Raw genomic sequence first — 22,897 nt, forward strand, 5'->3', positions numbered from 1 at the left:
CAGAACGTCGTGAGACAGTTCGGTCCCTATCCGCTGTGGGCGTTGGAAATTTGAGAGGAGCTATCCTTAGTACGAGAGGACCGGGATGGACATACCTCTGGTGTACCGGTTGTTCTGCCAAGGGCATAGCCGGGTAGCTACGTATGGAAGGGATAAGCGCTGAAAGCATCTAAGTGCGAAGCCCACCTCAAGATAAGATTTCCTCCGAAAGGTAAGACCCGTGAGAGACTATCACGTTGATAGGTCAGAGGTGTAAGTACGGTAACGTATTCAGCTGACTGATACTAATAGGTCGAACACTTGACCAAATGGTTTTAAGCATGAGGTGGTTATTCAATTTTGAGGGTACAGCTCTCAAAAGCGTAGAAGATGATAAAGTACATCTTACTACAAAATATGAGTAGATTGCGAAACGCGATTTACATAATCCGGTGACAATAGCAGAGAGGTTACACCTGTTCCCATCCCGAACACAGAAGTTAAGCTCTTTAGCGCTGAAGATACTTGGTGGGAAGCTGCCTGGGAAATTAGGACGTCGCCGGTTTTTTTATGCTTTTATTTAGTCTGCCTTTATTGGCAGACTTTTTGTTTATTTTTTCTGCATAATCTATACTTTAGTTTGCCCTATGTCTTACCTTCTTTACTCGACTTATATTTTAAGGTGTGTTACATTGAACTTAAGTATTTTATTATTCCATTTATGATATGAGAGGAGATTTATTATGTTACATGAATTTACTTTTAAATCCTACAACAAGATAGATGATATTCAGGCTTGGATTTATGTTCCTGCTTGTGAGCCTAAGGGTATTATTCAAATAATTCACGGTTTTGGAGAACATTCTCGTAGATATTTATATATGATAACTGGTCTAATGGATGAAGGTTATATTGTTACTGCTGATGACCATGTTGGACATGGAAAGACTGCTATTATCAACGATAGATGGGGTGATTGGGGTGATGAAGGATTCCATACTATGATGGAAGACGAACATGCACTTATGCAGGTTGTTAAAGAGAAGTACCCTAATCTTCCGTATATGCTTTTCGGCCATAGTATGGGATCGTTTATTGCTAGAGATTTTATGGCAAAGTACGGTAATGAACTCACTGCTGTTACCCTGTGTGGAACTTCTGGGGTATGGCCTGATCTCGAGGAGAGTATTAATAAGCTAAAGCAGCTTGTTGCAGAAGGCAAAGGTAAAGAGTCTGATCCAGCTGTTGCGAGTTCTCTTCTTGGATGGATGTTTGCTCGCTGTGATGAAGAAGTTACAATTGGTAACGAATGGATTTGTAAAGATAAATTTGTACAGATAGACCACGCTGAGGATCCTTTTGATGCGTTTACTAAGCCTACTACTAACCAGGCTTTTCTCTATTTCTGCCAAATGATTGAGTGCATAACTGGACCAGAATGGGCTTCAAAGGTTCCAACTGATATAAAGATTTATAACATCGCTGGTGATCAAGATCCTGTTGGACAGTATGGCAGAGGTGTCTATGAGGTTAGCAACTGGCTAATTGATTCTGGACATGATGTTAAAACTCAGCTATATTCTGGATATCGTCATGAAATACATAACTATCCAGATTTAAAGACAGAAGTTATGTGGAATCTTGCTGAGTTCTATAATAATGTGCTTGGCTGTGGATTTGAAAGCATGATAGAGAAATATAGCTCGTAAATCATTGGCGCTTTTTTACGTAATACATATCTAATATGAATTAGCCTGAGGGATAAATAGTGCGCTTTCTATATCCTTCAGGCTATTTTTTTGATTTAACTTAGTTAGTGTAATAAAGTTTGGTTTAGTGGATAACCTATTTCCACATTCACGTATAAATTTAATCTATAGCTAGGAATAATATATACGAATTAGACGGGGTTTTGTTTTCATTGTATCATTAGGACATCAAAGAGAGAGGAGATATCGCAATGACCTGCGTAACAAATTCACGAGAGATGCGAATGTGCATGTGGACAACAGAATATTTGAATAAGCAGAATGCCATTTGTGATGTTTTATCTGCAAAGAGTTATAGATAATCAAGTCAGCTAGTTACAATAAGAGCTGAATATTGGAGAGCGACTCTTAGCGAAGACAATCATCAAGACTGTAATCGAATGAGCTGTCTGCATGAGATTGTGGGCAGTTTTTTATTGCCTAAAAGTAAAATAAACACGTTAACACTAAATGAAAAAGAATAGCAAGTAAGCAAATAAGAAAGGAACAAACTAACATGAACATTAAGGGAAAATCAAAGATTAGAATTACAGCAGTTGCACTGCTAGTGGTAATACTCGCATCCGTAGGAGTCCTATCTGGATGCGGAAAGAAATCCGAAAAGGTAACAATTGCTATACCAAACGATGCAACAAACGAAGCAAGAGCACTTCTTCTACTTGAGAAGAATGGATACATCAAGCTAAAGAAGGGTGCTGGCATAACTGCTACTATTAAGGATGTTGAGGATGCTAATGGAATTGAGTTTAAGGAAGTGGAAGCGGCTCAGGTTTCAAATACTCTAAAGGATGTAGATTTCGGTGTTATCAACTCAAACTACGCAATCGAAGCTAAGCTTAACCCAGTTAAGGACTCGCTCATAAAAGAAGATAGTGCTGCTGATTACGCGAATATCCTTGCAGTTAAGGAAGGAAATCAGAACAGCGATAAGATTAAGGCGCTTAAGGCTGCTTTAGAGAGCAAAGAAGTTGCTAACTTCATTAAGAAGAAATATGATGGCTCCATAGTAAGCGTTGTTAAGAACCCAACTGATGGTTACGATTCAAGCGTTAACTATGCTGCACTAAAGGGCACAACTATCACAGTTGCTGCATCTCCAACACCACATGCTGAGATTCTACAGGAAGCTAAGAAAATTCTGGCTAAGAAGGGAATTAACCTTGAGATTAAAGAGTTCACAGATTACGTACAGCCTAACAAGGTGGTTGATAGTGGAGAGGTTGATGCTAACTACTTCCAGCACGTACCATATCTAGATGACTTTAACAAGAAGCAGGGTACAAAGGTAGTATCTGTAGCTGCAATCCACAATGAGCCAATGGGTCTATACGCTGGAAAGTCAGATTCTCTAGATAAGCTTAAGAAACTCAAGTAAATCAAAATTAAACTAATAATCCGGCGGACAACGCATGCGATGAGCAAGCTGCTTCTAGCAACTAGCGCGTACAAGATGCGATATGGCGCCGGATTGTTGAGTTTAGGGAGGATGATAGAGCATGATAGAGATAAAGAATTTAAACAAGACGTTCAAGACAGAAGTTGGTACTGTCGAGGCATTAAAAAACATTAATTTTACAGTAGAAGACGGTGAAATCTACGGAATTATCGGAATGAGTGGTGCGGGCAAGAGCACGCTCGTGCGCTGCATAAATATGATAGAAAAACCAACGTCGGGAGAGGTTTTAATCGATGATATTGATCTAACCAAACTTCAGGATTGGCAGCTTAGGAAAATTCGCCGTGATGTTACGATGATTTTTCAAAGCTTCAATCTACTTATGCAGAAAAACGTTAGAGAAAATGTCGCACTGCCATTAAAGTTTGCAGGCGTTAATAAAAAGAAGTCGAGAAAAGCTGTCAATGAACTTTTGGAGCTAGTAGGTCTAGAAGATAAGGCGTCTGTATTTCCAGCACAGTTATCTGGTGGACAGAGGCAGAGAGTTGCGATTGCAAGAGCGCTAGCAACTAATCCTAAGGTTCTGCTCTGTGATGAGGCGACAAGTGCACTCGATCCAAAGACGACAGGCCAGATACTAGACCTCATTCGTGATATCAATAAAAAACTTGGGATTACAGTGGTTATAATCACGCATCAGATGTCGGTTGTACAGAGTATTTGCGACAAGGTTGCCATAATCGATCATGGAGAGATTGTTGAACGCGGTAAGGTTTCTGAAATTTTCGCAAATCCAAAATCTGAAGCAGCGAAGAGATTAGTATTTCCCGAGAGACAGGAAGCTATTGTGGCTTCAGAAAGCTCGGAGACAATAGAAGTTTTATTTAATGAATCTGAGACTACACACGCTCCGCTGATCACTTCTCTCGCGCAAGATAAAGGGATTTGTGCTAGCATTATCTATGCGTCGACAAAGTCTGTAGAAGGAAAAGCTTTTGGAAGGATTGTGCTAGAGGTCCCAAATGATCCAAAGATTGTAGATGAAGCTGTTAAATATCTCAGTGCAGCTCATGGTGTAACTGTTACTGTTGGCAGCTCTAAATACAGAGGTGATAAAAAAACCATAGAAAACAATGATATAGGAGGTGAGGCGAATGTTTAGTCCCGAATCTACAAAACTTGCGCTTGATATATTGCAAAATGAAATTCCGTTCGCCATATGGGAGACTGTATATGTAACGATAATCTCGACATTCCTCGCACTAGTTGTAGGTCTTCCGCTAGGCGTATTGCTTGTAGTCGGAGAAAAGGACGGAATATTGCCATTACCAAAGCCTATACTATCGGTGCTTAATGCGGTCATAAACTTGCTTAGGTCCATTCCGTTTCTTATTCTGATGATTATGGTTTTTCCGGTTACAAGGTTTTTCGCACATACAGTTGTCGGGACAGTACCAACTATAGTGCCACTTGTATTTGCAGCATTCCCATTTGTAGCTAGACTTGTTGAGAGTAGCCTCAGAGAGGTGGATGGCAATATCATAGAAACCGCAGTGAGCATGGGGGCAAGTCCTTTTCAGATCATCTTCAGGGTTTTGATCCCGGAGAGCGTTCCATCGCTGATATCAAATATAACAATTGCACTTACAACAGTGCTTAGCTACTCTGCTATGTCGGGAATTATCGGCGGCGGTGGTCTCGGTAAAATTGCGATTAACTACGGTTATTACCGTTCAGAGAAGCTTGTAATGTTCATCGCTGTATTCTTACTCATTGTGCTAGTACAGATATTCCAGACTGTTGGAACGAGAATGGCAATAAATGATGATAAGCGGATAAGAAGGTAGTAATCTTGCGCAAATAATACGTAAAAGAAGGTAATTGAACATACAGATCGAACTAAAAAGGGGTGCTAATACTGGCAGAAGAGGCTGGTATTACGAAGTTCGTAAAAAGGGATACATAAAATAATGAAAGGAGAACCAGGGTGTACTTTGCCATGGTTCTCCTTTTGTTTTGCTGGTGTTCGATTCTGAAAATCTTTGCACTTAGATTAATCTGTGAGTGATGCTGGGTCTGGCGTTGGTGAGTTGAAGAGGTTTAGCATCTTTTGCCTCGATAAGTCGTTCCCGACAAATAAAATCACGTCGCCTACCTGCACCCTCTCATAAGGTCCAGGTGATATGTTGGTCTCGTCACCGCGCTTTATCGCTACGATTGTGGCTCCGGTCTGTTGCCAGATATCAAGTTCTCCAATTGACTGTCCTATAAAGTTGCAGTTAGCATCTATTTTCATATCGTGTGGAGTCAGGTAAGATGTGTTGTGATCTCTAGTGTTTCGAGCTACTAACTCATCAAGGAGCTTAGCGAGATGCTCAAGATCACGGCGCTGAGTAGCTATGGCATCGACAATCTGTTCCCTAGTCTGCGCTATTGATACAGCATCGTGGAATTTCTCAAAGTATAGCTGAGCTTTTTCACGGGAAGCTACATATGTTCCACTTCCGTGCTTTACTGTAACTATTCCCATATCAACGAGGACTTGCATGGCCTTTCTAGCAGTCTCTGGTGATACATGAAATGTTGTGGCTATAGTTGAGCGTGAGGTGATTCGGTCACCTACTTCATACCAACCTTCGGCGATTTTCTCAGCCATTTCAACAGCAATCTGCTGGTATCTCGATTCGTAAACTCTAGTATCTTCGATTGATGACATAGGGTGACCTCCTGTAAACACAAACCATGTTATTAATTATATCATAATAGTGGTAGGACTAATATAATTGAGGTTTCTTTTTAAAATAAAACAATCCCTTAAAGCGATAAAAGGGATTGTTTATAACATTCTTAGTCAAATAATTGAAAAACAAATACAAATGACCTATAGAATAACCTATTCAGACTCTTTGTTCTTTTCAGCTTCCTTTTTCTCAAGCTGTTCTCCCCAAAAAGATTTTTCAGGAGTGACAACTTTGCCTTTTATGTACTCGACTTTGAATCCCCAGTACTTAGCCCATTTTTCACCTTCACTACCCTTAGGAGTCTTGATTATTGGGCCTTTGGTGTCAGGTGCAGGGAGGTAAAGATTGCTGAAATCTGTAAGTGTACCAGGAATCCTGATGTACTTAAGAGGACGATCACTACCAATTGACTGTGCAATCTGATCGTTAAGCAAAGTATAATCGTTCAGCGTGTTACCCATATGCTGCATGCTGTCTGGAATATCTATGAACTCGATAGGAGAGTTTATAAATAATTTTCCGCCAGTTTTTTCCACAGAATCTCCTAGGTGAATAAATCTGAGCTTGTCATTATTAACAAAAGCACTATCACCGATTTCCTTCACAGTATTAGGAAGGACAATTGCCTCAGCCTTATCCAAATTGGAAAGACCTGATACTGCAACAACAGTTTTCTTAACGTTCCCATCAACTGTCTTAACGGTGATAGTCTTGGGAACTACAACAACCTTAAGTTTATCATCATCAGGAGTCTTTATACCTGTAATCTTGATATGATTAACATCTCCATCATCAGCAAGGGTGTACTCGAATAGTTTGCCATCAGTAGCAGGGAATTTCTTGAAGTTGCTCTTAGTAACTTTTGAGTTGTTATCAAGCTTCTTTGAATCTGAACTAGATCCCCCGCCACCGCCGCAGCCTGTCAGCATAACGATGCATACTATTAAAAATGCAATAAGTTTTCTTTTCATTGTTTCCTCCATAGTAAATAAAATCAATTTTATCAATTGAAAAACAATACCTTATTAAATTAATAAAGTATGTTAAAACAATTCTATTAGTTTTAAGCGACTTGTCAAGGTGATACAAACAATTAGAGCAAAATAATAAAAAGAATATAGATAGTAATAGATACAAAAAATCTTCACACAATAAACTTTTGACAAAGTGAACATATCAAGATACAATAATGTTGTCAGTAGATATTGTCACTTGGAAATCTTGCATTATAAATAGCTATTTCATGTTATTTCATTAATATAATACGTCTATCAATTAATGGTTTTATAGATTTAATTATATATCAAAGTATACGAAAGAAACATAACATCGATTATAAACATTTGAAAGGGTGTGTCTTAAATGACGAAAAAATCCGAATTCGACAAGGTATTATCTTCGAAAGATATATTAGTGATAGCTTTTGGCGCGATGATTGGTTGGGGATGGGTAATCTCAACTGGTGATTGGATAAGTAGAGGCGGTGCTCTAGGAGCAGCAATTGGATTCGCACTTGGTGGCATAATGATTTTCTTTGTTGGACTAACTTATGCAGAGCTTACTGCTGCGATGCCACAGTGTGGCGGAGAGCATGTGTTCAGTTATAAGGCGATGGGAGCAACTGGGTCATTTGTCTGCACATGGGGAATTATACTTGGGTACGTCGGGGTTGTTTGCTTTGAGGCATGTGCATTTCCAACGATTATCTCGTACATTTTTCCTGGATTCTTGAAGGGTTACCTATATACTGTTGCAGGCTTCGATATCTACGCATCGTGGCTTGCTCTGGCTTCTGTCACAGCTGCCTTGATGACTTTTGTCAATATCATGGGTGCTAAGACTGCGGCGATATTTCAGACAATACTTACGGCTATAATCTTTGGCGTAGGCGTGCTTCTCATCGGAACATCAACGGTTAGAGGTGATATGGGCAACCTTATGCCACAACTTTTTGCAGGAAAGGGAAACCAGTCGACTCTAAGCCATGTGATGCATGTAGCGGTAATGACACCTTTCTTCTTCATAGGTTTTGACGTAATACCACAGGCTGCTGAGGAGATTCAAGGCTCGCTCAAGAAGATTGGCAAAATTCTAATCATGTCAATTGTTATGGCGGTTGCATTTTACTCGCTCGTAATACTTGCAGTTGGATATATGATGAGTTCTTCGGAGATTAATGCATCGATGAGTGGAGCAGGGCTGGTAACGGCTGATGCCATGGCAAAAGCTTATGGAACGAAGAAGATGGCGGATGTAGTTATCATCGGTGGTCTGTGCGGGATCGTAACTAGCTGGAACTCGTTTATGATCGGTGGAAGCCGTGCGATGTACTCGATGGCTGATTCGAACATGATACCAAAGTTGTTCGCAAAGCTGCATCATAAGTATAAGACACCTGTAAATGCACTGCTATTAATCGGAGTTATATCGATGCTCGCTCCTCTTGCGGGTAGACAGATGCTCGTGTGGATATGTGATGCAGGCAATCTCGGGTGCTGTCTAGCTTACTGCATGGTGTCGATTTCTTTCCTAATACTAAGACGGAAAGCGCCAGATATGCCAAGACCTTACCGAGTAAAGCACTATAAGTTTGTAGGTATTATGGCGACTGTCCTATCTGGAGGAATGGTCTCGATGTACCTGATTCCAGGATCGGGAAGTACGCTTAAGGTACAGGAGTGGCTGATGGCCGGCGGATGGGCCCTGATGGGAGCAATATTCTTTGCACTAAACAAGAGGAAGTACGGAGAGCAGTTTGGTAAACATCTAGATATCGCGGTAGAGTATTCTGTAGAAGATCTCGAAGCGCTGAGATCTCATAGAGAAGTGCGTTTGGCAAATGATGTGAGAGTTTCGTAAATAGGAACAGAAGAGAGTAGATAAATCAAAAGAGATAGGTTGCTGTCAAGAGAAATGCTTGACAGCACTTTTCGCTTGTGTTATATTCTTACAGTATGAAAGAAAATATAGACAATGTTGAATATGCGAGCTTGATGTACGACTTTTATGGCAATCTTCTAGATGAGAACAAGCGCGAGATTATGGATCTCTATCATGAGGATAATCTGTCGCTGACAGAGATCGCAGAAGAACTCGGGCTCAGTAGGCAAGGAGTTCACTACGCGCTCAAGAAAGCAGAGAGTAGCCTTGAGAAGTACGAAGCTGCATTAGGGCTCGTTGCGGAGTGGAAGGCTAATAATGCTCTGATCTTTGAAGCTGATAACCTGCTGGAAAGCATGAGTTCGGTGGATGATGCGGAAGAGCTTCGCGGAGCACTTTCAAAGATGAATGAATTTATGCATAAGGCTCTGGGTCTATAAGAGCCTTCATATATGGAGAGATAAGATAAGATATGGCATTCGAAGGTTTATCGGAAAAATTACAAGAAACATTTCGAAATCTACGAGGCAAAGGCGTTGTAAGCGAGAAGGACATCGATGCAGCGATGCGCGAGGTAAAGCTGGCGTTACTCGAGGCTGATGTTAACTTCAAGGTTGTAAAGCAGTTTGTTGCTACTATTAAGGAGAAGGCGATGGGTGCAGATGTACTCAAGAGTCTTACCCCAGGACAGCAGGTGCTCAAGATCGTGAAGGAAGAGCTTGTAGACATGATGGGTGGTGCGAACAGTAAGCTCACCTTTTCGCCAAGTGGATTTACGGTTTATATGATGGTTGGTCTCCAGGGTACTGGTAAGACAACAACCTGCGGAAAGCTGGCAGCGTGGCTGAAGCAGAACGGCAAGAAGCCGATGCTCTGCGCCTGCGACGTGTATAGACCAGCAGCTATAGATCAGCTAGAGGTAGTTGGTAAGGCTGTAAATACTCCAGTGTTTACCATGAGGGAGTCGAATGAGCCACTAGTTATCGCTAAGGCTGCTTTAGAAGAAGCTCAGCGTAAGGGATGTAACGTTCTGATTGTCGATACGGCAGGACGTTTGCAGATAGATGAAGCGCTAATGGAAGAGCTGGTTCAGCTGAAGAAGGGAATTAGACCCCACGAGATTCTACTTGCGGTTGACGCACTCACAGGTCAGGATGCGGTTAACATCGCAGAGGGGTTCAATGAGAAGCTCGGCATAGATGGCATAATCATGACCAAGATGGATGGAGATTCCCGCGGAGGTGCTGCACTATCAACAAAGATGGTGACTGGCAAGCCAATTAAGTTCATGGGTACTGGTGAGAAGTATAATGCTCTCGAACCATTCCACCCAGACAGGATAGCTTCGAGAATTCTCGGAATGGGCGATGTCATGAGCCTCATCGAACAGGCTGAAAATGCTTACACCGAAGAAGAAGCTGCAAGAATGGAAGCGAAGTTTAGGAAGAATCAATTCGACCTCAATGATTTCCTAGAGCAGATGGGACGGATCAGCAAGATGGGCGGAATTGCGAAGCTTATCGATATGATTCCAGGAATCTCAGCAGCTGATAAGAAACAGATTGATTTCGAGAAGGGTAAGAAAGACCTCGATAGAATGAAGGCGATTATCCAATCGATGACCAATGCAGAGCGTGAGAATCCAAACATTTTAAACGCAAGTAGGAGAAAACGTATCGCGGCTGGAAGCGGCCAGACGGTGCAGAGCATCAACCAACTTATCAAGCAGTTTGATGAGATGAAGTCGATGATGAAAAAGTTTAATAATCCGGCGGCACTTAAGAAGAATAAGCTTTTTAGAGGACTAATGGGTTAGCTTATAACAAATTTATTTGTTAAGCATAAATATTATATTTTTAAGATAATCAGGAGGAACAAATGGTTAAGATCAGATTAAAGAGAATGGGAGCTCACAAGAAGCCTTTCTACAGAGTAGTAGTTGCAGATTCAAGAACTCCAAGAAACGGAAGATTTATCGAGGAGATTGGTACATACAATCCTCTTAAGGATCCAGCAGAGATCAATATCGATAACGAGGCTGCACAGAAGTGGCTTGCTAACGGAGCACAGCCTACCGACACTGTAAGAGCGCTGCTCAAGAAGTCGGGTTGCTTGAAGTAGGAAGGAAGAGATAATGGCCGGCTTAGTTGAATCAATTGCCAAAGCACTAGTATCAAGGCCTGCCGATGTTGTCGTGACTGAAGAAGTGAACGGCAACGAGATAGTGATTAAACTCAGCGTTGCAAAAGAAGACATGGGTAAGATCATAGGCAAACAGGGACGCATTGCCAAAGCAATTAGAACTGTTGTGAAGGCAGCCGCAATCAAAGAGAACAAGAGAGTCACTGTTGATATCGTTGAAGAATAGCGCGACTCGGGCAATTATCATTATCAAGGCATGCGTGGCTCACGCATGCTTATTTTCTATAATGAGGAAAATGGATTTTTAGTGTGGATAGAGGGTGTGAGTGCATCCAAGGAGGAGAATATGTCACTAGCAAAAGACAATACAATGGTTAGTGTTGGAAAAGTGGGAGCTGCAGTTGGCCTAAAGGGGGAGACCAAGGTACGTCTCTATGCGGAGGAATCCGAAAATCTCTATGAAGGGGCGGTTCTGCTTGTAGATGGCAAGAAATACAGAGAGCTTGGAGGAGATAATGCAGTTTATGGAGTAGATGGGTCAATAGAGCTCGAGGTTAAGAGCATAAGGTACCAAAAGGGAAGGCCTGTAGTGAAGTTCTATAATGTTGCAGATAGGACTGCAGCTGAGAAGCTAACAGGTGCAGAACTTTACATACCAGAAAGTGAACTTGCTGAACTTGAGCCAGGACACTACTATTACCGTGATTTAATCGGTCTACGTGCTCGCGATTCTGAGAGTGGGGAAATCATCGGGGATGTAAATGACATGATTGATAATCCATCTCAGACGTTACTAGAGGTGGTTCTAGCTGAGGATAGCAGGAAGGTGTTAATTCCGTATGTTGATGCTTTTATAAAGGAAGTTTCGCTGGAAGATGGCACTATTGATATCACACTAATTCCAGGGTTAATTTAATAATAGATAGAGAATGTAGTAGATGAAAATTAATATTATGACCCTCTTTCCAGAGATGTTTGAACCGATTAGGTCAAGCATGATTGGAAGGGCTGCCGATAATGGAATTATCGAGTTAAATATTGTTAATATAAGGGATTATACTGAGGATAAGCACTGCCGCGTCGACGACACGCCTTTTGGAGGCGGCGCAGGCATGCTTATGCAGGTTCAGCCTATCATTTCTTGCTATAGGCAGAATGAGTTCGCAGGCAGGATTATCTACATGTCGCCTCGCGGGCGCAAGCTCTCTCAGGAGGCTGCTGAAGAGCTTGCTGGTGAGGGCGAGCTCACAATCCTGTGCGGGCACTATGAGGGTGTTGATGAGCGAGCCCTCACCGAGCTCTCCGCCGAGGAGATTTCGATTGGTGACTATGTGCTGACGGGCGGAGAGCTGCCCGCGATGGTGCTAGTAGATGCGGTTGCAAGATTTATTCCGGGCGTGCTGGCATCAGACGAGTCAGTGCTAGAGGAATCAATCTATTCGGGACTTCTAGAATACCCTCAGTATACAAGACCTAGGACCATGGAAGAGGGTGAAGTTCCAGAGGTTCTGCTCAGCGGCGACCACAAGAAAATCGGTCTCTGGAGATTTGAACAAGCCATGAGATTGACGAAAGAAAGAAGACCGGATATGTGGCAGAAATTCGTTGAGAAATTTAGAGCGGATGAAAAGGCTTACTCTAAGAAAGAACGACTCTTAATCGAGTCTTTGATTAGGGATTAGCTGCTGATAAAGCATTGTTATAGCACGCTGTTTCGTGTAAAATCATTCTGTAGAGGTGTGAATGATGAAGAAAAAAAAGACTATGTTCTGGGGAGCGATATATGTGATTGCATTGATTACCGTTTTGGTAATCGTATATGTGCTGCCTTCGGTTGCAGGTCTTTTTGATAGATCTTATGTAGCTAAGTACGGAAACGTTGAAGTTAAAGACGAGACAGAAGGCTACATAGTGAGAAATGAGACTGTTTACACAGCTGGAAAAGCAGGGACTGTTAAGCGCACAGTTACTGAAGATGAACTGGTAAAGGGAAACTCTAAAGTTGTCAAGATCTCTGGAGAAGGAGCTAGTAGTTCTAGCGATAAGTATGATTCTCTTCTTAAGAAGATGAAGAAGGAAGATGCGGCTATAAGCACTGATAGTGGAAACACCGAACATCCAGGTTATATCATCTATAAGCTGGACGGACTTGAATACCTTAACTCAGATAATATTTTTAACATGTCAGAGAGCGAATTTGAAAAGCTGGGAAAGTCAAAAATTAATGAACTACCTGACGGGAAAGTAGCTAAGGGTGATCCTGTTTTTAAGGTAATCGAAAATGGTAGCTGGTGGTATATTTTTTATGCGGATTCAGAGACGGCCAACCACTATGCTAAAGGGCAAAATGTCAACATTTCCATTGCTAATAAGAATATGAATGCGGTTGTCGTTGGTCTCCACAAAGGAAAAGGGAAGAGTACACGCATAATCCTTAGATGCAGACAATATTTTGACGGTTTTACTACAGGTAGATTTGAGAAAGCTAATGTTACGGCAGCAAGTTCAGACGGCGTCGTGATTTTGACTAAGAGCATTGTCAAGAAAGATGGCAGAAAAGGTGTTATTACCAAGGATAAAATCGGCAGGCTGAAGTTCAAGGCAATCAGCATAAAAGCTGATAATGGTGAAAAAGCTGCCGTGTATGAAGATATATTCATGGATAGCAAAGGTAATTATGTCAAGACGATTAGCACTTATGATGAAGTTGTTAAATCGCCTAGCAGACGCGATATAAAAAATGCAAAGGATGTTAGCAAATAATGAGTATTCGGGATAATTACTTAGGAATATTAAAACGCAAGGATGCGGCTGCAAAGCGCTCGGGGCGTAATCCGGAGGATGTAATGCTCATGGCTGTAACGAAGAAACATGAGCCAGATGAACTCAGGGAAGCCATCGATGCAGGGGCTACTGACTTTGGTGAGAACAAGGTTCAGGAATTACTGAGCAAATATGATGAAGTCCATCCGAAGAGGTGGCATCTCATTGGTCATCTACAGACTAACAAGGTTAGGCAGATAATCGACAAGGTGACCATGATTCATTCGGTCGACTCGCTAAAGCTTGCAAGAGAAATCAACAAGAGGGCAGCGGCAGCTGGTGTCGTAATGGATATTCTGATTGAGATTAATCTTGCTGAAGAGGAGTCTAAAACAGGAATCTCCAAAGGAGAAGTTCAGGAGCTCATAGAGAGTATTGTGTCTGAATGCGAGTCTGTGCGAGTTCGCGGTATTATGTGCATTCCGCCTAGGGCAGATGACCCAGAGGATTCTCGTAAATACTTTAGGGAGGCGAAAGTGATTTTTGAGGAACTCAAGGAATTAGATTTTCCGAAGGACCGAGCAGATATCGACACACTGTCGATGGGAATGTCTGCAGACTTTGAAATCGCAATTGAGGAAGGTTCTACTATTGTAAGAGTAGGAAGTTCAATTTTTGGACAGCGCGATTACCGTTAATGTGGTAAAATAAGATGATATGGGTGAGAAAATCTCACGTAATTTTCATTGAACTATGAAAATTAAGCATATAATAGTATGGATATTAAATTGACGTAAATGGAGGAAAGAGTCATGGGTTTTAAGGATGCTCTTAAAGCGGCAATCGGTATGGAGTCAGAGGACGAAATCGAAGTTTCAGAAGATGAAATCGCTGAAGAAATGGACAAGATGAGAGGTGACGAGAAGCCAGTCGCTCCAATGAGCCAATCTCGTCCAGAGACCGGTATTCACAAGTCAGATGCGGCTTATGATAAGATTGAGCCACTAATTTCAAAGGGACCACAGAATAAAGCTTATTCGATGAATGGTTCTGGTCCTTTCAAGATGCTCGTAATCGAGCCTAAGAATTTTGACGAGTGTACCAAGCTCGTGGATAATCTTAAGTCGAGAAAGCCTGTGATTATTAACCTAGAACATGTTGAGACTGAACTGGCTCGCAAGATGTTCGATTTCCTTAGTGGCGCAACATACGCACTTAATGGAAATGTTCAGAGAGTGACATCTAACATATTTATATTTGCACCTGCTAATGTTGATATAGCAGCTAAGGTTAATCGCGAAAGCGCTGAAGGCGGACAGCTTGGTGAGAAAAGCAGCCCTTGGAGGTAGTCGATGGATTTAGTTCTGATAAGGGCCATCACGTGGTTTTGCTCAATACTACAGATGATGCTTGTAGTGACGGCGGTTTTAAGCTGGTTTGCAGGAACTAGTGAGTTCATGAGAGGCTTATATCAGATGGGAACCCAACTTACAAGTCCGCTTGTCGATCCGATAAGAAAGATCTTACATAAGAATGGCCACGTGCAGATGGGACTAGACTGGGCACCGATGATTGCATTTTTGCTAATCAGAGTTTTCCAGATGCTAGCTACAAGGCTGATAACGAATGTTTTTTAGGCGAAAGCCATGATCATATTTGATTAAGAGAGAAATAGAAGGGAAGGTACCGATACTATGATAATGCCAATAGATATCGATAAGAAAGATTTTACTCGTGACAAAAAAGGATATAACTCAAGAGAGGTTGACGAATTTCTAGATCTTATCATTGTCGACTACGAGAAGGTTCTTAACGACAATAGAAATATGGCTCATAAGATTAAGTTCCTCGAGAAGCAGCTTGAGGAGTCACAGAAGTCTGATACAGCAATGCTTGATACTCTTGAGACAGCTAAGAGACTTATGGCAGATATCTCTGCAAGTGCTGAGAGAAGAGCTGAGCTCATGATGAGAGATGCCGAGCTAGAGGCTGAGAGTATGCTTCTAGAAGCGAAGACTACTGTGAAGAAGCTCAATGATGAGCACCTCGTGCTTAAGCAGAAGGTTGAGAGACTGAGAGGAAATTACAGAGCTATGCTTAAGCTAGAGATGGAGAAGCTGGATAACGATGAGTATGGTCTTCTTCCTGACCTAGATAGAAGCGACATTCCTGATATTGATAAGGAGCTCAAGACTCCATTTGGCGGAGACGAGGCTGCAGTTACTCAGGATACTCTCGTTATCAAGAAGAAAGAGGAGAAAGCTGAGGAGAAGACTGAAAAGGCTACAGTTTCAGATCTCAGTGAGAGCCTCAAGAACCTAGCTAAAGAGCAGGGTTCAATCGACGACACTATTATCCTTAAGTAGAATAGAGAAGATTCATGATGCTGGTAATTATAGCGAGTGGGCTGCTGATTATAGATCAGATTACTAAATTCGCTGTGAGAAGCCGCATGGAGATTGGAGAAACGCTCCCCGTTTTCCGTGGCGTATTAGACTTTACATACGTCCAGAATCGGGGAGCTGCTTTTAGCTTATTCCAGAACTCGCAGCTCATCACAGTAATTTTGCCTGTAATAACAATGATAGCAGGGGTGATGTTCTTATTGCACCTCAGAAAGAAAAAAGAGAGGCTCGCAGAGCTTGGTGTACTTCTGATAATGTCTGGAGGCATTGGGAACCTCATTGATAGAACCGTCATGGGTTTTGTGACGGACATGATTTCAGTGGGAAGTTTCCCTGTGTTTAATGTTGCTGATATCTGCGTAACGGTCGGATGTGCAGTTTTGATACTGTGGGTAATAATTGGAGACAGGAAAGATGCTTAAGCCAAGACAGGATATACAAGCTAATAGACTTCGTGATGGGGATGATAAGCTAGAAAAAATTATATGCAAAGAAACTGAAGCTGAAGTTTTTACTCAAACTGAGATGGATTATACCGAAGATGGCGATATCGAAAGCGATGGCGATATTGGTGAAGGTTTCGGATCGCAAGCTGGTGAAATTCCAGAGGTGCGAACTGCAGAGGTCAAGACTCTTACCCCTTCAGAAGCCGAAAAAGGTAAGAGACTTGATGCCTATATAGGCGAAGTGACCGACCTCTCGAGGAGCTATGCTCAGAACCTCATCGAGGACGGTCTGGTCAGCGTCTCTGGCAAGAAAGTAGCTAAAAAGTACAAAATTAAGGCAGGCGAGACCATCATGATATCCATTCCAGAGGCGAAGCCAATCGGAGCTGCCCCTGAAGATATCCCAATAGATATAATATATGAAGATGAGGATGTAATAGTGGTTGAAAAGCCGCGCGGCATGGTTGTACATCCGGCTATCGGAAATCCTAGTGGCACGCTCGTCAATGCTATAATGTATCACTGTGGAGATTCGCTCTCGTCCATAAATGGAGCAATAAGACCAGGAATCGTCCACAGAATCGATAAGGATACGAGCGGGCTTCTTATGATAGCCAAGAATGACAGTGCCCACGAGTCGCTCGCCGCGCAGCTCAAGGAGCATTCAGTTACTAGAGAATACATAGCGCTAGTCTTTGATAATATCAAGAAAAATAAGCTGACCATAGATGCACTAATCGGCCGTGATGATATCAATAGACTCAGAAAGGCTGTTAATGGAATAGGCTCAAGAGATGCGGTCACGCATATTAGAGTACTGAAGCGTTACGGTAAATACACTCTTGTATCTGCAAGGCTTGAGACAGGGCGTACGCATCAGATTAGGGTTCATATGGCTTCTATCAAGCATCCACTTGTTGGGGATACACTATATGGACCGAAGAAGCAGCCATTTGGACTGAATGGGCAGCTCCTTCACGCCAGGCAGCTAGGGTTCGTGCATCCTAGGACTGGAGAGTACATGGAATTTTCTAGTGCGATACCTGAGTATTTTCAAGAAGTGCTTGATAAACTAGATGATACGGAGAATAAATGAGCAATAACGAGAAAATCAAGATAAAGCCAGGAACTCTGCTTTATCCGTTACCAGCTGTTATGGTGACTGTTGGTAACGCAGAGAATAATAATATTATCACGATTGCTTGGACTGGAATTATTAATTCTGACCCTGCGATTCTGTACATTTCTGTAAGAAAATCAAGGTACAGTCATGCGATGATTTCAGAGAATGGAGAGTTCGTAATAAACCTTACCACTGAGAAGCTCGCAAGAGCAACTGATTTTGCTGGGGTGAGATCTGGACGTAATATCGACAAGGCAGGCGAACTCGGTCTTACCTTGATCCCTGGAGTGACCAATGATACTCCGATGATTGCAGAATCACCAATTAACCTTGAGTGCAAGGTTCTGGAAGTTAGAGAGTACCCCACTCACGACATGTTCATAGCTGAAGTCGTAGACGCGCATATAAGTGCTGAATTTGTGGATGAGAACGGTAGCTATGACTTCGGACGTATGAATCTTATAGCTTTCAATCATGGTGGCTACTATGGACTTGATGATCAGGATATGGGGAGATTCGGCTTTTCTGTCATGAAGGAGAAGACTAAGCGCCGCAAGGAGAAGGAAGCAAGGGGCGCTAGAAGGCAGCAATCAAGAAATCGTAGGGGTTCCAGCAAGAAACATAATAATGCTATCAAAGCTTCTAGTGATATAAATAAAAGAAAAAACTATAAGTGATTAAGCATGGCAGCTTAATCACTTTATAACTATTGCTAAACAGAACACCTTATGATATGATGACACCGAAGAATAGTTAGATGAATCTAACTAAAAGGGTTTAAATATAAAGGGGGTTAAAAATCTCATGAGAGAAATTCCGCCATTCAATTGATCTTTCCAAATGCCGCGATAATTCGCGGCATTTTTTCATGCTTTTAGAACCCGAAGAGAAAGAGATAAATCCAAGAAAGTATTTAATTCAAAATCTCAGTTCAGTGAAAAATATGAATTAAAACCAATTAAAGCTTAAAGACATTTAAAAAAGATTTTAATATTCTATTTTTTTTTGATACAATAGAAAAGTAATTTATTAACAGTAATTATAGGAGGCGACTATGTTAATTATTGGAGTATTTATAGGTCTGTGGGTGGTGCTATTTGCTGCATTTATGGCTTTTTACAGCAAGAAAAAGAAGAACAATGCAAGTTTTGTAAGCGAAAATAGCAATAAGGCTATAGTTCATCTGCACTGCAAGAAGATTAAAATCAATGGACAGGATATTTCCACTTATAATCCTATAACAGGAGAGTATCTTGAAAAAGTGGTTGCACTTGAGCCAGGAAGGTACACAATCTCCGGTATATATCAGACTACAGATAATAGATTAAACAAAACTATAAATGTTAAGTCAGATGATGTTGAGTTTGAACTTGATTTAGAGGGAGGCTGCACTTATTCAGCAGCTATGTATATGTATTCTCCTGAAGAGAGGGAGCAGTACTATAACGGCGATACAGATGAAGCTGTAGCAAGTGTTCCTCTAAGCATTGTTGAAGGAAGCGACTTCATAAAGGCATATGTTATCTGCTACAAAGAAAAATAATAAACAAAAGGGAGCTATCACTGTGATAAAGTGCTTAGCTCCTTTTCGGTTTTATGTTTGTAATGCATTATCAGGATGATAATGCATTTTGTATTTTTTGCATTGAAAAAATTTAGATATGAAAAGCTAGTCCTTGGCGGTACTACCAGGTAGCTTCGGCGTGACATAAACCGTAGAATTATGCGTGAAAATCACCATTCCTGGCTTTGCGCCACTTGGCTTCTTGACATACTTTACTAGCGTGTAGTCGACCGGTACGTTGTCGCTGTCCTTACCCTTGCTGTGATAGGCAGCTATGGAAGCAGCCTCGTATATGGTCTCGGCTGTAATATCCTGAAGTGACTCACCTGACTCAGTTACGAGAATCACGTGTGAACCAGGAATTTCTTTGGTATGAAACCATATATCGGTACGACTAGCGGTTTTGGTGGTTAGCTGGTCGTTCTCCTTGTTGTTTCTACCGACGAATACATGGTGCCCATCAGACAGTCTATATTCGCGTGGTGCCTGCTTTTGTTTATTTCGTTTATGGCCCGGCTTACTTCGGTACCTGATGTAACCAGTCTCAACTAATTCTTCTTTAATCTGATCAATCTCTCCTTCAGTGCTAGCTGCCTCAAGGCTCTGCATTACGCTATCAAGATATGTTATGTCAGCCTCAACCTCTTCAAGCTGAACCGCCTTCTCCTTGATGGCTGTTCTAGCCTTCGAATACTTCTTGAAGTATTGCTGTGCATTCTTAGCTCCAGAAAGTTTCTCTGAAAGCGGAATAGTTATATTAGAACCATCGTAGTAATTTACAACCTCTACAGAGCGGGCGCCAGCCTGAATCAGATGGATGTTAGCTGTCAAGAGCTCGCCGTACAGGCGATACTTATCGGAGTTCTCGGCCTTCAGCAGGTCCTCGGATAGTCTCTTTTTCTTGAGTAATGCCTTGTCCAGCGCCGATTTCACAATCTTGTGTAAAGGTACTGATTTCTGCTTTATTATATTAGTACTTGCGCGGTGTTGATAGTAGAATTCAATGCAGCTGCTAAGGCTGTCAAATGCCTCTTGCCTAAGCCCGCAGTATTCCGACAAATCCGTTATGTGAAATTCGCGAGGCGCATCATCGTCGTCAAAATAGATAGTAGGTGTAAATGAACCAGTCTCCGCAGATTCAACAATCTCAGCTAGACGAGCTGCAGGCTCTTTAGAAGAAAGGAGCTCTCTAGCGATGGCTGGAGAAATTCCCGATATGCGGTTCATGATTAGTTTTTCGCTAAGAACCACACCTTCGCTGTTAACAAAGTCTTCTGTTGATGCTGATTTAAATGGCGTCTTGTCTTGCTTAGGCGGATACACGTATATAACGCCTGGAAGCAGCTGCCTATACCTATTTACATCTATGGAAATTCTCTTGATAGAATCTATGATTTTGCCGGATTCGATATCGATGAGAATTATGTTGCTGTGCTTGCCCATAATCTCAACTATTAGCCTCTTGGATGTGGTGAAACCGAGCTCTGTCTGAGCTTCGATGTCTATCTCTATGATTCGTTCAGAATCTTGCTGCCTAATCGCTGTTATGCGCCCACCTTGAATGTGCTTTCGCATTAACATGCAAAAGTTAGGAGGCCGCATCGGGTTACTATACTTGTCCTCAGTGAGGCATATGCGCGCCGACTGGCTGCCGCAAGATGCGAGGAGCTTTACATTGCCTTCTCTTGTATGAATCTGTATTAATAAATCTTCGCCAGTTGGCTGGTAGATTTTCTCAATCTTACCTAGCATAATGGTGTTCGACAGCTCTGTGGCTATCGCAGATGTGATGATGCCGTCAAATGCCAATTCGTATTCCTTTCTGGCATCAGAAAAATCAGCTCTGATGCCGACACGATGCTAAATAGCATATCACGGAGGTTCGCATTTTTCAAGCTACGTAGACTTTGCGCGCCGAGGATTTGATGATGATTTCATATGCAAGTTAGCATGGGGTTTTATAGATTTTCTAACATAATTCATATTTCTGTAACATTAGCGACTAAATCGTTAATTGTTTACTTTAAAGTGCGTAAAGGATATAATAAATTGGTTAAACACAAGGAGGTGGACACATGGTAAGAAGCATGACAGGCTACGGTAGAGGCATATATAGTGATAACCAGAGAAGTATAACCGTAGAGGTTAAAGCTGTAAATCACAGATACTGCGATATAACCGTAAAGATGCCTAGAAAATACTCTTTTGCAGAAGAGAAAATAAAAGCGGCAGCAAAGGAAGTCATGAGGCGTGGGAAAATTGAAATCGGTGTGTCCATAGATAATTTTGGCAAGAGTGAAACAGATGTAAATCTCAATCTAGAAGTGGCAAAGCGCTATTACGATGCGCTCACTGAACTGAGTCAGAGCTTTGAACTTTCTGGTGATGGGCAGGTGCCACTAAGCCTCCTCGCTGGGATGACAGACGTGCTGACTACCGTACCGGCTGCGGATGATGAAGAGGAATTTACAAGAGAGTTGATGGCGGCTCTCAAGGAAGCTCTCGAAGGCATTAGCGCGATGAGAACTGTCGAGGGAGAAAAATTGGCGCTAGATATACTCAAAAGAGCTGATATCATTGAAAATACCAAGAATCTTATAGCAGTGCGAGCGCCTAAGATTGAAAGGGAATACAAGGAGAAGCTAAAAGCGAGAATTACCGAGCTTCTAGATGGAAGTGTGGAGGTTCCAGAGGATAGACTTGCGCTCGAGGCGGCTATTTTCGCTGATAAAGCGAATATAACAGAAGAAATCGTGAGGCTCGGCAGTCACATAGACCAGCTCAGGACTTTCATAAATGGCGATGAAGAGACTGTGGGCAAGAAGATTGACTTCCTCGTTCAGGAGATGAATAGAGAGGCTAATACTATAGGATCCAAGTCAAATGATATGGATATTACATCATGGATGCTAGAGCTCAAAGCTGAGATAGAGAAAATACGTGAGCAGGTCCAGAATATCGAATAAAGGAGACGGTCTCGGAAAAGATATTATGGCATCTAGAGTGAGAAGTGTTTTTATGGTATAATATTAGCCAAATATTCAGTACAGGAGACAATGATGGGAAAGTCGAGTCACAATGACGGCAGACTCTTTGTTATATCGGGACCGTCGGGTGCAGGCAAGGGCACTATTTGTAAGAAATTGCTTGAGTCAGTAGATATTTCGATTTCAACTTCGATGACGACTAGGGCGCCAAGGACAGGTGAAATAGACGGTAAGGACTATTACTTCGTTACAGTAGATGAGTTCGAAGAGAAAATTGCTAATGGCGGGATGCTCGAGTATGCGAGAGTGTTTGATAATATTTATGGAACGCCTAAGGACATGGTAATTAAACAGCTCGAAAGAGGCAGAGACGTCATACTAGAGATTGATGTTCAAGGTGGACTGCAGATAAAGAAGAAGATGCCGGAGCAAGCTGTGCTTGTGTTCGTTTTACCACCAGACCTCACAACGCTTCGCCAGCGGATTATAGATCGAGGCACCGAAACTGAAGAAGTAATCGATAAGAGATTTAACGAGGCAATTAATGAGATAAAATTGATTGGTGAGTATGACTACTATGTGGTCAACGATGAGCTTGACGATGCAGTGTATGATCTCAAGGCCATAATTATGGCAGAGAGAAGACGTGTACCGAACAAGATAATGCCAATCGTTAGAGAATACGAGAAGGAAATCTAGGAG

25 protein-coding genes and 2 rRNA genes are annotated in these 22,897 nt (G+C 41.9%); 24 read left to right on the plus strand and 3 right to left on the minus strand.

The features are described 5' to 3' along the window. From Q7O90_RS02570 to Q7O90_RS02595, 6 genes are all read left to right on the plus strand, one after another. Positions 1–308: ribosomal RNA gene (locus Q7O90_RS02570) — 23S ribosomal RNA — on the plus strand; the annotation flags it as partial. 119 nt (positions 309–427) lie between these two features. Beyond that, positions 428–544: ribosomal RNA gene (gene rrf / locus Q7O90_RS02575) — 5S ribosomal RNA — on the plus strand. A gap of 178 nt (positions 545–722) precedes the next feature. Next, a complete protein-coding gene (locus Q7O90_RS02580; RefSeq protein WP_304127074.1) occupies positions 723–1,688 on the plus strand; it encodes an alpha/beta fold hydrolase in 966 nt (321 codons plus the stop codon). Between the two features lie 556 nt (positions 1,689–2,244). Then, entirely contained in the window at positions 2,245–3,123 is an 879-nt protein-coding gene (locus Q7O90_RS02585; RefSeq protein WP_304127075.1) for a MetQ/NlpA family ABC transporter substrate-binding protein, read from the plus strand. A 121-nt stretch (positions 3,124–3,244) separates the two neighbouring features. Next, entirely contained in the window at positions 3,245–4,306 is a 1,062-nt protein-coding gene (locus Q7O90_RS02590; RefSeq protein ID WP_304127078.1) for a methionine ABC transporter ATP-binding protein, read from the plus strand. Continuing rightward, a complete protein-coding gene (locus tag Q7O90_RS02595) occupies positions 4,299–4,991 on the plus strand; it encodes a methionine ABC transporter permease (protein ID WP_304127080.1) in 693 nt (230 codons plus the stop codon). The genes Q7O90_RS02590 and Q7O90_RS02595 overlap by 8 nt, the downstream gene beginning before the upstream one ends. Positions 4,992–5,197: 206 nt before the next feature. Here the strand turns inward: Q7O90_RS02595 and Q7O90_RS02600 are convergent, their stop codons facing one another. Further along, positions 5,198–5,860: a TrkA C-terminal domain-containing protein gene (locus Q7O90_RS02600; protein WP_304127081.1), complete on the minus strand. Its 663-nt coding sequence runs from the start codon at positions 5,858–5,860 to the stop codon at positions 5,198–5,200. Positions 5,861–6,037: 177 nt separating this feature from the next. Beyond that, positions 6,038–6,856 (minus strand): leucine-rich repeat protein, encoded by an 819-nt coding sequence (locus Q7O90_RS02605; protein WP_304127083.1) that lies wholly within the window; start codon positions 6,854–6,856, stop codon positions 6,038–6,040. A gap of 391 nt (positions 6,857–7,247) precedes the next feature. On the opposite strand from Q7O90_RS02605, the gene Q7O90_RS02610 reads away from it, so the two are divergent. The 16 genes from Q7O90_RS02610 (at position 7,248) to Q7O90_RS02685 (ending at position 19,187) form a co-directional block, all read left to right on the plus strand. Next, entirely contained in the window at positions 7,248–8,744 is a 1,497-nt protein-coding gene (locus Q7O90_RS02610; RefSeq protein WP_304127085.1) for an APC family permease, read from the plus strand. Between the two features lie 95 nt (positions 8,745–8,839). Further along, complete coding sequence (locus tag Q7O90_RS02615) at positions 8,840–9,205, plus strand: sigma factor-like helix-turn-helix DNA-binding protein (protein ID WP_304127086.1); 366 nt, start codon at positions 8,840–8,842, stop codon at positions 9,203–9,205. A gap of 32 nt (positions 9,206–9,237) precedes the next feature. After that, positions 9,238–10,581 (plus strand): signal recognition particle protein, encoded by a 1,344-nt coding sequence (gene ffh, locus Q7O90_RS02620; protein ID WP_304127088.1) that lies wholly within the window; start codon positions 9,238–9,240, stop codon positions 10,579–10,581. Between the two features lie 62 nt (positions 10,582–10,643). Then, positions 10,644–10,886 (plus strand): 30S ribosomal protein S16, encoded by a 243-nt coding sequence (gene rpsP / locus Q7O90_RS02625; protein ID WP_094234694.1) that lies wholly within the window; start codon positions 10,644–10,646, stop codon positions 10,884–10,886. Between the two features lie 13 nt (positions 10,887–10,899). Beyond that, entirely contained in the window at positions 10,900–11,133 is a 234-nt protein-coding gene (locus Q7O90_RS02630) for a KH domain-containing protein (protein ID WP_106057443.1), read from the plus strand. A 120-nt stretch (positions 11,134–11,253) separates the two neighbouring features. Beyond that, entirely contained in the window at positions 11,254–11,823 is a 570-nt protein-coding gene (gene rimM / locus Q7O90_RS02635) for a ribosome maturation factor RimM (protein WP_106057442.1), read from the plus strand. 22 nt (positions 11,824–11,845) lie between these two features. Continuing rightward, a complete protein-coding gene (gene trmD / locus Q7O90_RS02640; RefSeq protein WP_304127092.1) occupies positions 11,846–12,589 on the plus strand; it encodes a tRNA (guanosine(37)-N1)-methyltransferase TrmD in 744 nt (247 codons plus the stop codon). A 61-nt stretch (positions 12,590–12,650) separates the two neighbouring features. Continuing rightward, positions 12,651–13,670 carry an HlyD family efflux transporter periplasmic adaptor subunit gene (locus Q7O90_RS02645; protein ID WP_304127094.1) on the plus strand — a complete coding sequence of 340 codons (1,020 nt, stop codon included), beginning with the start codon at positions 12,651–12,653 and terminating at the stop codon, positions 13,668–13,670. Further along, positions 13,670–14,368, plus strand: coding sequence for a YggS family pyridoxal phosphate-dependent enzyme (locus tag Q7O90_RS02650; protein ID WP_304127096.1), 699 nt, complete (start codon positions 13,670–13,672; stop codon positions 14,366–14,368). The genes Q7O90_RS02645 and Q7O90_RS02650 overlap by 1 nt, the downstream gene beginning before the upstream one ends. 114 nt (positions 14,369–14,482) lie before the next feature. Further along, positions 14,483–15,019 carry a cell division protein SepF gene (locus Q7O90_RS02655; protein WP_158696702.1) on the plus strand — a complete coding sequence of 179 codons (537 nt, stop codon included), beginning with the start codon at positions 14,483–14,485 and terminating at the stop codon, positions 15,017–15,019. A 3-nt stretch (positions 15,020–15,022) separates the two neighbouring features. Further along, the gene (locus tag Q7O90_RS02660; RefSeq protein ID WP_304127099.1) at positions 15,023–15,307 is read left to right on the plus strand and encodes a YggT family protein; all 285 of its coding nucleotides are present in this window, start codon (positions 15,023–15,025) and stop codon (positions 15,305–15,307) included. Positions 15,308–15,364: 57 nt separating this feature from the next. After that, entirely contained in the window at positions 15,365–16,036 is a 672-nt protein-coding gene (locus tag Q7O90_RS02665) for a DivIVA domain-containing protein (RefSeq protein ID WP_106057436.1), read from the plus strand. Between the two features lie 17 nt (positions 16,037–16,053). Further along, positions 16,054–16,497 carry a signal peptidase II gene (lspA, locus tag Q7O90_RS02670; protein ID WP_304127103.1) on the plus strand — a complete coding sequence of 148 codons (444 nt, stop codon included), beginning with the start codon at positions 16,054–16,056 and terminating at the stop codon, positions 16,495–16,497. Next, the gene (locus tag Q7O90_RS02675; RefSeq protein ID WP_304127107.1) at positions 16,490–17,617 is read left to right on the plus strand and encodes an RluA family pseudouridine synthase; all 1,128 of its coding nucleotides are present in this window, start codon (positions 16,490–16,492) and stop codon (positions 17,615–17,617) included. The genes lspA and Q7O90_RS02675 overlap by 8 nt, the downstream gene beginning before the upstream one ends. Next, positions 17,614–18,321 (plus strand): flavin reductase family protein, encoded by a 708-nt coding sequence (locus Q7O90_RS02680; protein WP_304127109.1) that lies wholly within the window; start codon positions 17,614–17,616, stop codon positions 18,319–18,321. The genes Q7O90_RS02675 and Q7O90_RS02680 overlap by 4 nt, the downstream gene beginning before the upstream one ends. A gap of 377 nt (positions 18,322–18,698) precedes the next feature. Next, on the plus strand, positions 18,699–19,187 hold the full coding sequence (locus Q7O90_RS02685; protein ID WP_298876218.1) for a hypothetical protein: 489 nt from the start codon (positions 18,699–18,701) through the stop codon (positions 19,185–19,187). A gap of 126 nt (positions 19,188–19,313) precedes the next feature. Here Q7O90_RS02685 and Q7O90_RS02690 read toward each other — a convergent pair whose 3' ends face one another. Beyond that, positions 19,314–21,017, minus strand: a complete 1,704-nt coding sequence (locus Q7O90_RS02690) for an Rqc2 family fibronectin-binding protein (protein WP_304127114.1) — start codon at positions 21,015–21,017, stop codon at positions 19,314–19,316. Positions 21,018–21,283: 266 nt separating this feature from the next. Between Q7O90_RS02690 and Q7O90_RS02695 the strand changes: the two genes are divergently transcribed. After that, positions 21,284–22,174, plus strand: coding sequence for a YicC/YloC family endoribonuclease (locus tag Q7O90_RS02695; RefSeq protein WP_304127117.1), 891 nt, complete (start codon positions 21,284–21,286; stop codon positions 22,172–22,174). 93 nt (positions 22,175–22,267) lie between these two features. Next, positions 22,268–22,894, plus strand: coding sequence for a guanylate kinase (gmk, locus tag Q7O90_RS02700; protein ID WP_304127119.1), 627 nt, complete (start codon positions 22,268–22,270; stop codon positions 22,892–22,894). Positions 22,895–22,897 lie beyond the last annotated feature (3 nt).

This window comes from Mogibacterium diversum, assembly GCF_938028775.1.
Classification (GTDB): domain Bacteria; phylum Bacillota; class Clostridia; order Peptostreptococcales; family Anaerovoracaceae; genus Mogibacterium; species Mogibacterium diversum_A.

What these genes read in the sequence shown, in the direction of transcription:
- Q7O90_RS02580 (WP_304127074.1), top strand. Translation starts at nt 723, where the DNA reads ATGTTACATGAATTTACTTTTAAATCCTACAACAAGATAGATGATATT.
- Q7O90_RS02585 (WP_304127075.1), top strand. Translation starts at nt 2,245, where the DNA reads ATGAACATTAAGGGAAAATCAAAGATTAGAATTACAGCAGTTGCACTG.
- Q7O90_RS02590 (WP_304127078.1), top strand. Translation starts at nt 3,245, where the DNA reads ATGATAGAGATAAAGAATTTAAACAAGACGTTCAAGACAGAAGTTGGT.
- Q7O90_RS02595 (WP_304127080.1), top strand. Translation starts at nt 4,299, where the DNA reads ATGTTTAGTCCCGAATCTACAAAACTTGCGCTTGATATATTGCAAAAT.
- Q7O90_RS02600 (WP_304127081.1), bottom strand. Translation starts at nt 5,860, where the DNA reads ATGTCATCAATCGAAGATACTAGAGTTTACGAATCGAGATACCAGCAG.
- Q7O90_RS02605 (WP_304127083.1), bottom strand. Translation starts at nt 6,856, where the DNA reads ATGAAAAGAAAACTTATTGCATTTTTAATAGTATGCATCGTTATGCTG.
- Q7O90_RS02610 (WP_304127085.1), top strand. Translation starts at nt 7,248, where the DNA reads ATGACGAAAAAATCCGAATTCGACAAGGTATTATCTTCGAAAGATATA.
- Q7O90_RS02615 (WP_304127086.1), top strand. Translation starts at nt 8,840, where the DNA reads ATGAAAGAAAATATAGACAATGTTGAATATGCGAGCTTGATGTACGAC.
- ffh (WP_304127088.1), top strand. Translation starts at nt 9,238, where the DNA reads ATGGCATTCGAAGGTTTATCGGAAAAATTACAAGAAACATTTCGAAAT.
- rpsP (WP_094234694.1), top strand. Translation starts at nt 10,644, where the DNA reads ATGGTTAAGATCAGATTAAAGAGAATGGGAGCTCACAAGAAGCCTTTC.
- Q7O90_RS02630 (WP_106057443.1), top strand. Translation starts at nt 10,900, where the DNA reads ATGGCCGGCTTAGTTGAATCAATTGCCAAAGCACTAGTATCAAGGCCT.
- rimM (WP_106057442.1), top strand. Translation starts at nt 11,254, where the DNA reads ATGTCACTAGCAAAAGACAATACAATGGTTAGTGTTGGAAAAGTGGGA.
- trmD (WP_304127092.1), top strand. Translation starts at nt 11,846, where the DNA reads ATGAAAATTAATATTATGACCCTCTTTCCAGAGATGTTTGAACCGATT.
- Q7O90_RS02645 (WP_304127094.1), top strand. Translation starts at nt 12,651, where the DNA reads ATGATGAAGAAAAAAAAGACTATGTTCTGGGGAGCGATATATGTGATT.
- Q7O90_RS02650 (WP_304127096.1), top strand. Translation starts at nt 13,670, where the DNA reads ATGAGTATTCGGGATAATTACTTAGGAATATTAAAACGCAAGGATGCG.
- Q7O90_RS02655 (WP_158696702.1), top strand. Translation starts at nt 14,483, where the DNA reads ATGGGTTTTAAGGATGCTCTTAAAGCGGCAATCGGTATGGAGTCAGAG.
- Q7O90_RS02660 (WP_304127099.1), top strand. Translation starts at nt 15,023, where the DNA reads ATGGATTTAGTTCTGATAAGGGCCATCACGTGGTTTTGCTCAATACTA.
- Q7O90_RS02665 (WP_106057436.1), top strand. Translation starts at nt 15,365, where the DNA reads ATGATAATGCCAATAGATATCGATAAGAAAGATTTTACTCGTGACAAA.
- lspA (WP_304127103.1), top strand. Translation starts at nt 16,054, where the DNA reads ATGCTGGTAATTATAGCGAGTGGGCTGCTGATTATAGATCAGATTACT.
- Q7O90_RS02675 (WP_304127107.1), top strand. Translation starts at nt 16,490, where the DNA reads ATGCTTAAGCCAAGACAGGATATACAAGCTAATAGACTTCGTGATGGG.
- Q7O90_RS02680 (WP_304127109.1), top strand. Translation starts at nt 17,614, where the DNA reads ATGAGCAATAACGAGAAAATCAAGATAAAGCCAGGAACTCTGCTTTAT.
- Q7O90_RS02685 (WP_298876218.1), top strand. Translation starts at nt 18,699, where the DNA reads ATGTTAATTATTGGAGTATTTATAGGTCTGTGGGTGGTGCTATTTGCT.
- Q7O90_RS02695 (WP_304127117.1), top strand. Translation starts at nt 21,284, where the DNA reads ATGGTAAGAAGCATGACAGGCTACGGTAGAGGCATATATAGTGATAAC.
- gmk (WP_304127119.1), top strand. Translation starts at nt 22,268, where the DNA reads ATGGGAAAGTCGAGTCACAATGACGGCAGACTCTTTGTTATATCGGGA.